The sequence below is a fragment of the Legionella stuttgartensis genome (assembly GCF_977063405.2).
In genome coordinates this window covers 294502-307762 of sequence record NZ_CDRUHA020000082.1, presented here as the reverse complement: position 1 = coordinate 307762, position 13261 = coordinate 294502, and the positions used below count along the sequence as shown (strand labels likewise).

Sequence of the window (13261 nt, the reverse complement as noted above, 5' to 3'; positions counted from 1 at the left end):
TATTTAGTGAATATACTGGAAAATTTTAACGACTTTATCAACACCATTAACTCGCCGCGCGACATCAACTGCAAGAGCTGCTTGCTGCTCATCAACGATACCCATGAGATAAACTACTTTATTTTCTGTCACAATACGAATCGATCCAGACTCAAGTCCTTTTTTAGCCAACATTCTGCTACGGACTTGACTGGTGATCAAACTGTCTTTGGAGCGATCTGTAAGCGGTAGGGGATAACCAACCGATATTTCATTATAAACTCTATGGGCACCTGGAGCGCCTCGGGCAATTTTTTCTGCTAAATCCCGTAAAGATGGAGTGGGTGTTTGCCCTACAAGTAAAACCGCACGATTGAAACTGGTCACAATAACTCGTGAATCACTAAACTGTCGATTTGTTACTATTGCCTTATGAATTACATGAAATAATCGCGCATCAGCCTCCATAGTGATAACACCGCGTCGATCATAAACCATTCCTGCAACTGCTCCCGTTACTACAGCTGCAACACAACCTGTAAGTAAGGTAGTTACTAAAAGAAAAGCGATTGATTTTAATTTGAAACTCATTTTTTTACCCCAACACCTGACCAAATAAGGACTGGTCAATTAAATCACAAAAGCAATGCAAGATGAACAAGTGCATTTCTCTAATTCGTGCTGAATTATCTGAAGCAACGCGAAGCTCAATATCTTCTGGTCCTAAATGATTTGCAAGTACACCTCCATCTCGTCCACTTAAAGCTACGGTGTCCATTCCCCGTTCATTTGCAGCATGGAGTGCATGCAACACACTGTCCGAATTACCCGAGGTAGTTAACAAAAGTAACACATCATTTTCTTGCCCTAATGCCTGAATTTGGCGCGCAAAAACCTGGCTATAATGATTATCATTGGCAGAATAGCTTAAACTGCTCGCATCCGTACTTAAATTGATTACAGGAAGAGAGGGTCTTTCAACTTCAAATTGATTCAACATAGCGCTTGCAAAATGCATGCAATTGGCACTAGAACCCCCATTACCACACAATAATATTTTTCCATCAGCAAGCAAACAATTCACTAAACGTTGCCCGGCTTTGGCGATTGAATCAGATAAAGAATCAGCAAGTGCTATTTTGGTTTCTATATTCACCCCAAACAGATGTCTTACTCGTTCTTCCATTTGTCCCATCATATTAAACCTCTACTTCGTATTTTCTTTGTAGCCTGGGTTCCGCTTCGCTTCATCCAAGCTACGTTTAATTAATAATCGATCAATAATCTGCACCAAACGCATCCTTTACCCAATTAATGGATGCTGTTTTTCCATCAATACTAACAACATCAAAGCGAGGAGCTAATTGGTCATACTTTTGATGTTGCAGTAGATAATAGGTCGCTGCTTTGAGTATTTTTTGTTTTTTTGTATAAGTAACACTTGCGATACCACCACCAAACTGGGTAGAAACTCGCGAGCGTACTTCTATAAAAACTAACTGTTCTTTGTCACGCATAATTAAATCAATTTCGCCCAAGCGGCAATTATAATTTTGCGTAATTAATTCAAGACCTTGTTTTTTTAAATAAGCTAAAGCTTTTTCTTCAGCAATACGACCTTTCTCATAAGTCATCAATTACACGGTCTCACCCAAGGAGTGCACAAGGCCTTGTTTGAACTGCCCCCACTCTAAAACACGAGCAACGTGTTGAGACGGCTGTAGGTATAAAATTCCTTCGCCATTATGCGACTGATCCGCAGGGAATAGCATTAATTGATTTAATTGCGTGGCCAAAGTATAACTGTCTATTCCTAAAGCATACAATCGGTTGTAACTGTTAAATTGTTCTGGCCAATTGCGCGTGCCTGCCTGATGTGAGAAAACCCAGGGGATATCACAGAAAATAACTCCATCAAGATCTTTATCTTTCAGTGGGTTAGCACTTCCCCCATAGACACTTGCAGTCGCATATACAGGAACATCTCCTGCATAATAATAATTTAGTAAAGGCATAATTTGACGGGCTTTAGACGGGTAAGCGAGCAGAAATATCATATCAAAATCTTGTCTGCGACTAATAACAGGCTGAATTTTGTACCCTAATAATTCCCTTAATTTTTTTTCACGTTGCTGGCTATTGCTGATTTGCAGAAAATCCTTCATTTTTTTATTCAAATCATCATTTGCACTATATAAAAAAGTATCAACAACTCGTCCACCACCTTTTTGCCATTGTTGCGTAAACGCTTTAATTATTTCTTTTCCCCAATCATTTGCAGGTGCAATAATCAATGCTCGATTATATCCCTTGTTTTTTGCTCTGATCGCCACCTGGGTTGCTTCATTTGCTGGTGAAAGTCCAAATAAATAGGAATTTTCCTGAATATTGGTATCTGCATCATTTAATAATAGAGTAGGAACGGGATGTGGTAATGCTGCAACTGTAGCAACTTGTGATTTGGTTAAAGGACCTACAATATAATCAGCACCATTATCAATTGCTTTTTGATACAAAGAGGTAATGTCTCCTTTATTGGTATCATAGGTTTTCACCTGCATGGATGGTTCGCTGTTATTGTTCTTATAGGCTGCCATAAAACCATCACGTACAGCGGTTCCTGGTCCTTGCAATGCACCACTTACAGGGAGCAAAAGAGCGACCTGTTTCGGTTGGGCACGCATCTTATCTGCAATCGTGTCTAGTGGATTAGGTAAAATATGACCTGCCGGGTGGTTACTGTACTGCGATTGCCACTGTTCTATAGCAGCGAGCAGGCCCTTTGGATTATCACGATACTTGCGAGATATTAATGCAAGCTGAATCCAACCTTGTAAAACAGGCTGGCTTGATGCTTGAGCCGACAAAGAATTTAATTCAGTTTGTGGCATCCGTGTCAGAGTTAACCAAAGAATGCGACGATTATCATCCTGACTCTCTTGATCTGCTAACAAAGTCTCAAGGTTTATTCGCTCATTAATTGACTCAAATTGCTTTCCTTCCCCACGATAGGCTTGTGCTAAAAGCTCATGAAATTGAATTTTTTGATATGCAGAAAATGCTTCACTGTCGCTAATATTGACTAATTTGCTTAATGCCATTTTAGGTCGGTCACGGATTAGATCAATTTTCGCCAATAAAAGATTTTTTTCATCCTTAAGTACCGGTGTTAAGTCAGAAGTCTGTGCTAAAATAGCCGCACCTTGTCGCCATTGACCATCTGATATCAAACGACCAGCTGCCAAGAGTAATGATTGTTGCTTTTCAATGCCTTCTTGATTTTTAGCCTGCGTCAGGTAATTTGCAGTAGGTTTGGAATAAGGACTCGCTATTTTTTTCTTCTCTACCTTAGCTGCAGGCACTGGCGCTGCCATTTCTGGAGGATTCACAGCGGTAGTACACTGGCAAAGAAAAAAAGTAGATGTCAGTAAAAAAAATACGCGAATTTTTATTAACATGTTTTTCAAGAATTGAATGAGCAATAACGCAAGAGGATAAACCATGACTAACTCACTAGCAACAGGCATAGGAACGCTTTATATAGTTGCCACTCCTATAGGAAACCGTGAGGACATTACGTTTAGAGCCTTAGAGGTGCTTAAGTCTGTTGATTTTATTTTAGCTGAAGATACCCGTCATTCGGTACAGTTGCTGAGCTCTTTAGGAATAAAAAATAATTTGGAATCACTCCATGCACATAACGAAAATGATAAAAGCAAACACTTTATTGAAGCTCTTTTAGCAGGAAAATCCATAGCATTAATTAGTGATGCCGGTACTCCATTAATTAGTGACCCAGGTTTTTTATTAGTAAAATTAGCACGCCAACATCAAGTTCCAGTTATTCCTGTTCCCGGAGCGTGCGCGTTAATTACCGCTCTTTGTGCAGCAGGCATTCCTTGTGATTCCTTTTTGTTTTTAGGATTTCTTCCAGCGAAACAGCATGCGAGAAAAAGCAAACTTGAATCCTTACAAACAGAGCCACACACTTTGGTTTTTTATGAATCAACTCATCGCATTCTAGAATGCCTTGATGACATTGGTGAGATTTATGGGCAAACATGTGAGATGGTCCTGGCAAAGGAACTAACTAAAACCTTTGAGCGCTTTATTACTGGCACTGTACTTGAAGTTAAAAATTGGCTTTTGGCCGATGCTGGGCATATAAAAGGGGAGTTTGTTCTATTAATTCCCCCACGACCCATTTCTCATGAACCTGAAGCGCATGAAAAACTTCTAACTGTATTATTGGATGAGCTCCCACTTAAACAGGCGGTAGCAATCGCATGTAAATTGAGTAATGGGAGTAAAAATGAATTGTACGATAAAGCATTGGCAATAAAAAATAAATCAATGTAGAAGAGGGAGGGAAAGAGCATTCGTCATCACGAACGACAATATGCATCCCCAAACGATATGTCATCCCGAGTGCAGCGAGGGATCTCACTGCGGTAGCACAGAGTTATGATGGGAGATCCCGGGTTTCGCTTCGCTGCACCCGGGCTACAATTAATAACAAAAGCAACCAGATTTATCCAAATCGTCTTCGCTAATTAGTTTAGCCTTTTCATCATGCTTAACATTTAGTTCGTCCTCTTCCTTGGTAGGTCCTTCCAAAGCCAACTGAGCAGCCTCTTTTTTACTCTGATGCTGATCATAAGCATGGTAAATTTCATAACCAATATACAATACGGTTAAAGCGATGGCTGCAGGCCAACAGATTGCATAAGTAGCAATTAAAAGTGTTGGCATAACCGTATTTTTTATCATGGTGAAGATAAAATCATTACGCGCTGCTTCATATTCTTTCAGTGCTGCTGCATATTCCTTTTCTGAAGCGTACTCTAAGCGCAAACCTTTCTCTTGGTATTTCGAATAGGCATCAGAAGAAAGATACATAGCTACGGCAAGCGTACAAACAATGAAACAGGCAACAGCTATTCCTGGGCCAGTAAATATTAATGAAGCGCCAAATCCCATCATCAGCAAGGCAGCAGCCGCAGCAACAAAACAAAAAGTTCTATCTTTGGTGCGCCAATCAATTTCCAACTCTTGAAGTTGTCTTTGAAGCATAGCAGCATGGGCCCGCAGTTGCGCTTCAGTCATACCCGGAAATTTCTCTGGATGATTTAGGTAATCTTCCATTTCTTTATTATATTGTGCCTTTTTAGTTAGATATTCCTGCTTCGCCAAATTTCGTTTATAAAGTGTCATACAAACGTCAAAACCTAAAAAGACAAAGGTTATTGCTCCGGCTGTTGGATCAGGAATATGGGTAATATGATTGAAATTTGTTAAGAAATTCACTGTAGCCCATACCAAGTCATTGGCAAAATTACAATGACGCTTATAAAGTTCAAATTTAAATCGATCAAAAGCTGTAGTTCCATCCTTTTTTTCCTCAACAGTAGGGAACCAAGTATGTCGAACCAGGTAGCCAAAATCGATCGCAAAACGCATTAAAAATAAACCCACACTAAAATAATTAAGTACTCCATTAGGCGCTTTAATAAAATCAATTATTTTATCGGCATCCGTGTGTGTCCCTAAAATTGCATCTAGCTGCTCTAGAATTTGCGTCTCTTTTGCAAAAGTTAAACCCGATACCAAGGTTAAACGGCAAAATACCCAATATACACGGCATAAATTGGAATAAGCTACGTAATCACGAATTTGGGACAAATGTAATGGGGCAGTCATCAAATTACGAAAACTGTTAAGAAAACTGTTTTTTAATGATTCGATGAACTCTTCTTCAGCTTTAGCATCCTCTTGAACTTTTTTTGACAAATATTTCTTAATTTGTTGCTTTATTTTTTTATAATCTTCTTCTTTGCTGTGCTGAGAATAAGCTTTATGAAAGGTCTCTAACAAGGTAGCGCAATAGTAACAGTACATCCAAAACGCTTTATCATCATCCTCTTTTCGTTTTTTCAACACAGCGAACAATTGCGTGAATTCAGCTTCAAGGGCTTTTTGATTTTCTAATATAAAGCGATAACCTATCTTACCTGCACGAAGATCAATATCACTAAAAGATAGCTCATTCTGATTATATTGCATAAAAAACGTGTTCTTATCGTTGCTAAGATCCGCATTATGTTTTGAATGAGCCATGACAACCTCACAAAAAATAGACAGTAAGGTAGATACGGTATCATTTGACAATGGTTTTGACAAGACATTTCTGGTTGTTTTTTTAACATAATGTTTCAAAACAGTAAAGAAAGAATTTAGACCTGTAAATTCCCTTTTGTATTAAAAATTGATTTTAGAAACGTGGGACTTAGGTGAAATATCTTGAATAATGCAACGAAATTTATTTACCAATACAAAAACTCGAAAAGATACGCCCCAATAAATCATCGGAACTGAACTCACCTGTTATTTCGCATAAACTTAGGTGTGCTAGACGCAAATCCTCTGCCAATAACTCTCCAGCACGGTGGTCTGCCAATTGTTGCTGGCCTATAGACAGTAAACTCTTTGCTTCATCTAATGCCTGCAAATGCCGTCTTCTAGCAAGAAAATGTCCTTCATTGGGTTGATAGCCTACAACCTGTTTTATTACTTTTTTTAAGCCATCAATGCCCTCACCTGATTTTGCAGAAAGATAGATGTCCTGATTGCTTATTTGCGCACTACGACCTAAGGTGTCAATTTTATTAAACACCGTAATAATCGGAACTTCAGCAGGTAGTGCGGCCCTTATTTCGTTTGTTAAATAATGGTGGTGTTCCAGGTCATTCACATCCACCACATGTAACACACAATCAGCTTTTTTTAATTCTTGCCAGGCACGTTTAATCCCTTCCTTTTCGACAAGATCATCAGACTCTCGTAAACCGGCGGTATCGATGATGTGTAAGGGAATGTCATCCAATAAAATGTGCTCGCGCATAACATCACGCGTAGTGCCCGCAATTTCGGTAACTATGGCTACATCGCGTCCCGCTAAGCAATTAATCAATGTGGATTTACCTGCATTGGGTTTTCCAGCTATCACGACCGATAATCCTTCCCGCAAGATCACTCCCTGATTGGCTTGGGCGCGTATTGTATCTAATTCAGTTAAAATCTCGTGCAGCAAATGGGCGACCTTACCATCATTAAGAAAATCAATTTCTTCTTCGGGAAAATCTATTGCTGCTTCAACATATAAACGTAAGTAAATGATTTTTTCATTTAATTTATTGATTTTATGCGAAAACTCTCCCTGCAATGACTTTAATGCCATTCGTGCTGCAGTTTGTGAGCTGGCTTGAATTAAATCAGCAATTGCTTCAGCCTGAGTTAAATCAATTTTGTCATTTAAAAATGCACGTTCAGAAAACTCCCCCGGCCGAGCCAATCGAGCTCCTAGATGAATACATGTTTGGGTCAGCATATCAAGTACCACAGGAGATCCGTGCGCGTGAATCTCAACCACATCTTCGCCAGTAAACGAATGAGGTGCTTTAAAATAGATCATTATCCCTTGATCAATTAAAGAATTTAATTGCGGCGCTTGCTCATCCTCAGAAAATGAATAGAAAGAACAAAAAGTCGCTATACGTGGTTGTAATGACTTGTTGTCATTGAGAGTAGTGGCAATGGAGTATGCTTCTGGACCGGATAATCGGAGGATTCCTACCCCACCTCTACCAGGTGGGGTAGCTATGGCTACTATAGTTTCTGTAGACATTTATTTAGCTGGAACAAGTTTTTTCGCTGGCTTTTCATCGGAATATTTACGTGTAATATACCATTGTTGCAATATGGACAAGGTGTTATTCACAATCCAATACAGAACCAAACCAGCGGGGAAATTCCAAAATAAACCAGTAAATAATACGGGCAAAAACATCATAATTTTTGCTTGCATAGGATCTGGTGGTGCTGGATTCAGTTTTTGTTGAATCAGCATAGTAGCACCCATGATTAATGGCAATACATGATAAGGATCAGGTGACGCCAAATCTTTAATCCACAAGATAAATGGAGCTTGTCTCAACTCAACACTTTCCAAAAGAACCCAATACAGCGCAATAAATACTGGAATTTGGATTACTATAGGCAAACAACCACCCAAAGGATTAACCTTTTCTTGCCGATACAATTCCATGGTCGCTTGGCTGATTTTCGCTTTATCATCACCATAACGTTCGCGCAAGGCTTGCAATTTGGGTTGTAATTTACGCATACCTGCCATTGATTTATAGCTGGCAGCAGATAAACGGTAAAATGCAAGTTTAATCAACACAGTCACTAAAACGATCGACCAACCCCAGTTGCCAATGAAATTATAAATTGCTTTCATCACCGAAAATAATAACGAAGATAAAAACCATAAAATTCCATAATCAACGGTTAGATCCAGAGATGGAGCAATCTCTTTCAACACGCTTGTGATTTCTGGGCCTATATACAATCTGGAGCCAATTGTTGCTTGCTCTTCGGGCTTAAGCGTAATCGGCTTGCTTACAGCTCCTATAGTGTAATCATTATTCACAGCCCGGGTGTAAAACTTATTGTTCGCATTAGATGCGGGAACCCATGCACTTAAAAAGTAATGTTGTTGCATAGCAACCCAACCGCCTTTACTATCCACATCCAGATTTGCTTTATTCATATCGCTAAAGCTTACTTTTTGATAGCGGTGTTTTCCGGGTTCTGAATAAGAAGCCCCCGTATATGAACCAACATGAAATACACTTGACTTATCTTCTTTAGGTGAGCTGCGTAACAACTGGGTATTTAAATAGCCAGTCCATACATTACTGCCCCGATTAACAATTTTATAATTTACATCAATAAGATAGCTTCCCTTGGTAAAAGTAAATTCTTTTTTAACCTCGAGGCCTTCACTATTTTTTCCACTAAGCGTCACGGTTAATTGCTGCTGATCAGGCGACATTTCGTAATGCTGTTGAGTTGTTGTAAAGTTAAAATCTTGCGCTTGGACGTTTTGTTCTGAAGCTACAAACAGATTGCTGTTTGCAACATAACGCTCATTGGGTTGATTTTGTAAAAGAAGAAATGGTTTATTCTTATCTTCTACACTTTGCGGATAATCAAGGAGCTGCCCGGAGACAACATCACCGTGTTGTGGATCAATGGCTACATCTAAAACATCGGTTTTAACCTGAATTAACGGTGTATTACTACTTTTAGGTTCCTCCGCTATGGGATTGATGGGAGTAGATGTAGGCGTATTAGATGGGCTTACCTGTGGTAGTAAAGGTTGTCCACTCTTCTCTTGGGCGCTCACATTTTCTGTAGGTAGAGGCTGAGGAGGGTAATCTATTTGCCAGGCATTCCAAAGTGATAAACTAACTAGCGCAAGCGCCATATATAAAACAATACGTCGTATATCCATCAATGATTCTCGTTGTTGGGGAGTACAGGATCATAGCCACCACGTGACCAAGGGTGGCAACGCAATACTCTTTTTAAAGCCATCCATAAACCTTTGGTTATGCCACAGTGTTGGATAGCGCTTTCAGCATATTGTGAACAACTTGGGTAGTATCGGCAACTAGGCTTTAACAAGGGGCTAATCAAATATTTATATAATTTGATAGGGAAACAAACTATTTTTCGTAACATGAGATTAATTTTTTCCATGTTTTACTCATTCTAGCATTTATAATTGCATTCGTTTGTTTTGCTACGCCTTGTCTTGCTAAAAAAACCACATCGACTGGAGGTAATTCTTTTTGTCGAAAGCTTTCTCTTAACAGCCGTTTAATACGATTTCGATCATGAGCTTTTGCTATCACTTTCTTCGATAACGCCAGCCCAAGTCGAGCATAACCTATATTATTCTCTCTAAAGAGAACGATAAATTCGGATGTTGCTATTTTTTCTGCTTGTTCAAACACATGATTATAATCATATTTTGTTAATAATCGTTGTGTTTTTTTAAAAGCAAACACTTAGGCAGTCAAACGTTTACGGCCTTTAGCACGACGACGCTTAATTACTAATCTACCTGCGCGAGTAGCCATACGTTCACGAAAACCATGGTCACGTTTACGTTTTAAATTACTAGGTTGAAAGGTACGTTTCATGATGAACCTGTTAATAAAATTATGAGGCTGGCAATAATAGAGAACTTTTTTTCTACTGTCAATTTTGATAATTGATTATTTTTTGTATCTCTTCTTTTTCTCATTTTGCGTTGTTAATAACTACATTATTTTATTTTTTAAAATATTTTATTGTTATTATGTTTTAATCTCTTGTTGATAACTTATAAAAAACAATATAAATCAGTATGTTAACTACTATGCAACCTTGTTTGTAAGCTCTTTTTAAGCCTGTGATCTATTTGTATGTATTTTTATGTTTTGATTTATTCAATGCTTTATTATCATCTTATACCCGTTATTCGATCCCATTTATTCATAGTTAACTTGATCCAATATGATTTATTTTTTAGCTTTTTTTTCCTTTTGCTTTAGATGTTTTATAGTGTTTTTTGTTTTATATGTTTTGATATTTAACTTATTGTTTTGTGTAAAGAGAGTTTTTTTCAAAGAAACTGAACATCACAAGTGCTTTTAATTAGATAATGATGTCCGCTATTTAGGAAGAATAATGTTACTTTTCAAATCGGTTTTGAATGGTGTTGGATCTGGCGCTGGGGTCGCATGGCCATTATTTGGTATTGTGTTTGCTATCCTTGGTGGATCAATTGCTAATTTTTTTTCTCTAGCACTAGGTGTTATTTCTATCTCTTTATTTTTTGGTATTGGCGGTTCTATTTTTTATTTTTCATATCAAGAAATGCAAGCGAATGAGCAACTTTTTCAAGAACAATTACAGAAAAATCAACAAAAACTATTAACTGACATCCATGAATATATAGAGATTATTCGTCGTTATTGTTCCTATACACAAAACTCTGAATGTTTTAATGATGCATTTATACGGATTCTTAATATGGATCTTGATAAAATAAGACACGTGGATGCTTATTCTCCTTTATATCAAATTTTATCGCTTCTCAAAAATGAATATGCAGCAAAACAAAATATTCCTAATAATACTATTATATTAAAGCATCTCGCGTACGCGGTATCTCTGCAACCTGTCCCAGTATCAAAAAGGACTATTCCTGCGTTTTTTACTTTTGTCGGTACTTTTGGTTCAATCGCTGGATGTAGCGCCGGAGTTTCTGGGGTTTTAACCGGTATGGGGATTTTTTCAAGCTTTGCCTCATTTCCTCTGCTGGGTTGGGGTGTTTTAGCATTTGCATTATGTAGTGGGATTACTTTGGCTTATGAAGCTTTTATTAGGGCTCGTGATGACTTTAACAACAAACTGTTAATTCTAACCTTTAAAAGCATGCATCAACAGTTAAGTAAGGTCACTATGGCACGTAATCTAAGTGTCTCATTCTCTGATGTTTTTAGAACGTTAGGTACTCAAAGTGAACAAAAGGATAAAACAGCTTTTGTTGATCAACCTCACTTTACTCGTCTTTACTTAAAACAATTATATAAAGAGCAATCTAAATTGCCTTTTTTATCTTTTTTCAATAGGAGTCAGTTAGATCCACTAGATATTCCACATTATTCATCTTCTCATAGTAGTTCTCTTTAATATTCGAATTTATATTGATAACATGACTTTTAAATTCTTACTTTTGAAAATATCCACACTTTTTTTGTGGATAACTTTTCTTTATTCCCAAGGCTGAGTATAATTTACTTGAAGCAGCACCTTAGTGAACCGAAGAAATTCTATTTCACGATTTCATACATAGTAATTTCATGCTTAATTATCTTGCTGTCCAGGTACTTTCAGTGGCATATTTAAATGCTGTGGATAATTAGTTTTATATTCTTTTTACCACCCTTATTTAATGAGGAGTTATGTTGTGTCAGCATCTGTTTGGCAAAAATGTTTAGGTCTATTGCAAGATGAGTATTCTGCTCAACAATTTAATACCTGGTTGCGTCCTTTACAGGCTCATACAGATGAGCAACGTTTCATTTTATTTGCACCCAATCGATTTGTTGTTGATTGGGTAAAGAAGCATTTTTTTGCCCGAATTGAAGAGTTGATCAAACAGTTTTGTGGTGATGAGATTAAATCGATTTCCATTGAAATTGGCAGCAAAGCCGCTAGTACTGAGTCTGATTCGGGCTCTTCCAGTTCAACTGCTTCCTTTTCATCCGAAGTAAATGCATCTGCTCGGGTCAGTTCCGTTGCAATCAAGACTACACCAAAGAAAGCTGTAGATTATAAAAGCAGTCACTTAAATAAAAAATTTGTCTTTGAAAGCTTTGTCGAAGGTAACTCCAACCAGCTTGCACGTGCAGCTTCAATGCAGGTTGCTGAACGACCAGGTGATGCGTACAATCCATTATTTATTTATGGAGGTGTGGGTTTAGGTAAAACGCATCTGATGCATGCTATTGGTAATGCCATATTAAAAAATAATCCGGATGCAAAGATTCTTTATTTACATTCTGAGCGTTTTGTTGCGGATATGGTTAAGGCTATCCAGACGAACTCAATCAATGAATTTAAACGTTTTTATCGCTCACTTAATGCGTTACTTATTGATGACATACAGTTTTTTGCAGGTAAAGATCGATCCCAAGAAGAGTTTTTCCATACCTTTAACGCCTTATTGGAAGGGCAACAACAAATCATTTTAACCAGTGATCGATATCCAAAAGAAATTGAAGGTATGGAAGAGCGTCTGAAGTCGCGATTTGGTTGGGGATTAACTGTTGCTGTTGAACCGCCTGAGCTTGAAACGCGGGTTGCTATTTTAATTAGTAAGGCGGAGCAATCGAACATTGAATTACCTTATGAAGTTGCATTTTTTATTGCAAAGCGTATTCGTTCTAATGTTAGGGAGCTTGAGGGGGCATTACGTCGAGTTATTGCTAATGCTCATTTTACCGGGAAACCAATTACTATTGAATTTGTTCATGAAGCGTTACGTGATCTTTTGGCCCTACAGGATAAGCTAGTTACTATTGAAAACATTCAAAAAACGGTCGCTGAGTATTATAAGGTCAAGGTGGCTGATATTTTGTCAAAGCGCCGTAGTCGTTCTATTGCTCGACCTAGACAAATGGCCATGGCTTTGAGTAAAGAGTTAACGAATCATAGTTTGCCAGAAATTGGCGATCATTTTGGTGGTCGTGATCATACAACAGTGATTCATGCATGCAGGAAAGTTAAAGAATTAGTTCAGGATGACAGTGATTTTGCTGAAGATTATAAAAATTTAATGCGTATTTTGTCTTCTTAATTCATTTGACAGGTATCTAACCGG

13 protein-coding genes are annotated in these 13261 nt (G+C 38.0%); 3 read left to right on the top strand and 10 right to left on the bottom strand.

The genetic code is table 11. The features are described 5' to 3' along the window. Positions 1 to 3: 3 nt before the first annotated feature. From ACWTEW_RS29250 to ACWTEW_RS29235, 4 genes are all read right to left on the bottom strand, one after another. Positions 4 to 570 (bottom strand): BON domain-containing protein, encoded by a 567-nt coding sequence (locus ACWTEW_RS29250; protein ID WP_454781538.1) that lies wholly within the window; start codon positions 568 to 570, stop codon positions 4 to 6. Positions 571 to 574: 4 nt separating this feature from the next. Then, positions 575 to 1174, bottom strand: a complete 600-nt coding sequence (locus ACWTEW_RS29245) for a D-sedoheptulose-7-phosphate isomerase (RefSeq protein WP_454781712.1) — start codon at positions 1172 to 1174, stop codon at positions 575 to 577. 82 nt (positions 1175 to 1256) lie between these two features. Beyond that, positions 1257 to 1613, bottom strand: coding sequence for a YraN family protein (locus tag ACWTEW_RS29240; RefSeq protein ID WP_454781537.1), 357 nt, complete (start codon positions 1611 to 1613; stop codon positions 1257 to 1259). A gap of 3 nt (positions 1614 to 1616) precedes the next feature. Continuing rightward, positions 1617 to 3482: a penicillin-binding protein activator gene (locus ACWTEW_RS29235; RefSeq protein WP_454781711.1), complete on the bottom strand. Its 1866-nt coding sequence runs from the start codon at positions 3480 to 3482 to the stop codon at positions 1617 to 1619. On the opposite strand from ACWTEW_RS29235, the gene rsmI reads away from it, so the two are divergent. Beyond that, complete coding sequence (gene rsmI, locus ACWTEW_RS29230) at positions 3481 to 4338, top strand: 16S rRNA (cytidine(1402)-2'-O)-methyltransferase (RefSeq protein ID WP_454781536.1); 858 nt, start codon at positions 3481 to 3483, stop codon at positions 4336 to 4338. The two genes, ACWTEW_RS29235 and rsmI, sit on opposite strands and share 2 nt — an antisense overlap. 150 nt (positions 4339 to 4488) lie before the next feature. Here rsmI and ACWTEW_RS29225 read toward each other — a convergent pair whose 3' ends face one another. The 6 genes from ACWTEW_RS29225 to rpmH all read right to left on the bottom strand — a co-directional run bounded on the left by ACWTEW_RS29225 (position 4489) and on the right by rpmH (position 10031). Further along, the gene (locus tag ACWTEW_RS29225; protein ID WP_454781535.1) at positions 4489 to 6096 is read right to left on the bottom strand and encodes a hypothetical protein; all 1608 of its coding nucleotides are present in this window, start codon (positions 6094 to 6096) and stop codon (positions 4489 to 4491) included. Positions 6097 to 6298: 202 nt separating this feature from the next. Then, positions 6299 to 7663 (bottom strand): tRNA uridine-5-carboxymethylaminomethyl(34) synthesis GTPase MnmE, encoded by a 1365-nt coding sequence (gene mnmE / locus ACWTEW_RS29220; RefSeq protein WP_454781534.1) that lies wholly within the window; start codon positions 7661 to 7663, stop codon positions 6299 to 6301. Then, positions 7664 to 9337: a membrane protein insertase YidC gene (gene yidC / locus ACWTEW_RS29215; protein WP_454781533.1), complete on the bottom strand. Its 1674-nt coding sequence runs from the start codon at positions 9335 to 9337 to the stop codon at positions 7664 to 7666. It lies immediately after the preceding gene. After that, entirely contained in the window at positions 9337 to 9585 is a 249-nt protein-coding gene (yidD, locus tag ACWTEW_RS29210) for a membrane protein insertion efficiency factor YidD (RefSeq protein WP_182392122.1), read from the bottom strand. The genes yidC and yidD overlap by 1 nt, the downstream gene beginning before the upstream one ends. Continuing rightward, positions 9552 to 9896, bottom strand: a complete 345-nt coding sequence (rnpA, locus tag ACWTEW_RS29205) for a ribonuclease P protein component (RefSeq protein WP_454781532.1) — start codon at positions 9894 to 9896, stop codon at positions 9552 to 9554. Before rnpA ends, yidD begins: the two co-directional genes overlap by 34 nt. After that, positions 9897 to 10031, bottom strand: a complete 135-nt coding sequence (gene rpmH / locus ACWTEW_RS29200; RefSeq protein WP_019232681.1) for a 50S ribosomal protein L34 — start codon at positions 10029 to 10031, stop codon at positions 9897 to 9899. It abuts the gene before it with no gap. Between the two features lie 529 nt (positions 10032 to 10560). Between rpmH and ACWTEW_RS29195 the strand changes: the two genes are divergently transcribed. Beyond that, complete coding sequence (locus tag ACWTEW_RS29195; RefSeq protein WP_454781531.1) at positions 10561 to 11568, top strand: hypothetical protein; 1008 nt, start codon at positions 10561 to 10563, stop codon at positions 11566 to 11568. A 277-nt stretch (positions 11569 to 11845) separates the two neighbouring features. Beyond that, the gene (gene dnaA / locus ACWTEW_RS29190) at positions 11846 to 13237 is read left to right on the top strand and encodes a chromosomal replication initiator protein DnaA (protein ID WP_454781530.1); all 1392 of its coding nucleotides are present in this window, start codon (positions 11846 to 11848) and stop codon (positions 13235 to 13237) included. Positions 13238 to 13261 lie beyond the last annotated feature (24 nt).

Excerpts from the sequence above, each read along its gene's own strand:
- ACWTEW_RS29250 (WP_454781538.1), bottom strand. The coding sequence starts at position 570 with ATGAGTTTCAAATTAAAATCAATCGCTTTTCTTTTAGTAACTACCTTA.
- ACWTEW_RS29245 (WP_454781712.1), bottom strand. The coding sequence starts at position 1,174 with ATGGGACAAATGGAAGAACGAGTAAGACATCTGTTTGGGGTGAATATA.
- ACWTEW_RS29235 (WP_454781711.1), bottom strand. The coding sequence starts at position 3,482 with ATGGTTTATCCTCTTGCGTTATTGCTCATTCAATTCTTGAAAAACATG.
- ACWTEW_RS29225 (WP_454781535.1), bottom strand. The coding sequence starts at position 6,096 with ATGGCTCATTCAAAACATAATGCGGATCTTAGCAACGATAAGAACACG.
- ACWTEW_RS29195 (WP_454781531.1), top strand. The coding sequence starts at position 10,561 with ATGTTACTTTTCAAATCGGTTTTGAATGGTGTTGGATCTGGCGCTGGG.
- rsmI (WP_454781536.1), top strand. The coding sequence starts at position 3,481 with ATGACTAACTCACTAGCAACAGGCATAGGAACGCTTTATATAGTTGCC.
- rpmH (WP_019232681.1), bottom strand. The coding sequence starts at position 10,031 with ATGAAACGTACCTTTCAACCTAGTAATTTAAAACGTAAACGTGACCAT.
- yidD (WP_182392122.1), bottom strand. The coding sequence starts at position 9,585 with ATGGAAAAAATTAATCTCATGTTACGAAAAATAGTTTGTTTCCCTATC.
- mnmE (WP_454781534.1), bottom strand. The coding sequence starts at position 7,663 with ATGTCTACAGAAACTATAGTAGCCATAGCTACCCCACCTGGTAGAGGT.
- yidC (WP_454781533.1), bottom strand. The coding sequence starts at position 9,337 with ATGGATATACGACGTATTGTTTTATATATGGCGCTTGCGCTAGTTAGT.
- ACWTEW_RS29240 (WP_454781537.1), bottom strand. The coding sequence starts at position 1,613 with ATGACTTATGAGAAAGGTCGTATTGCTGAAGAAAAAGCTTTAGCTTAT.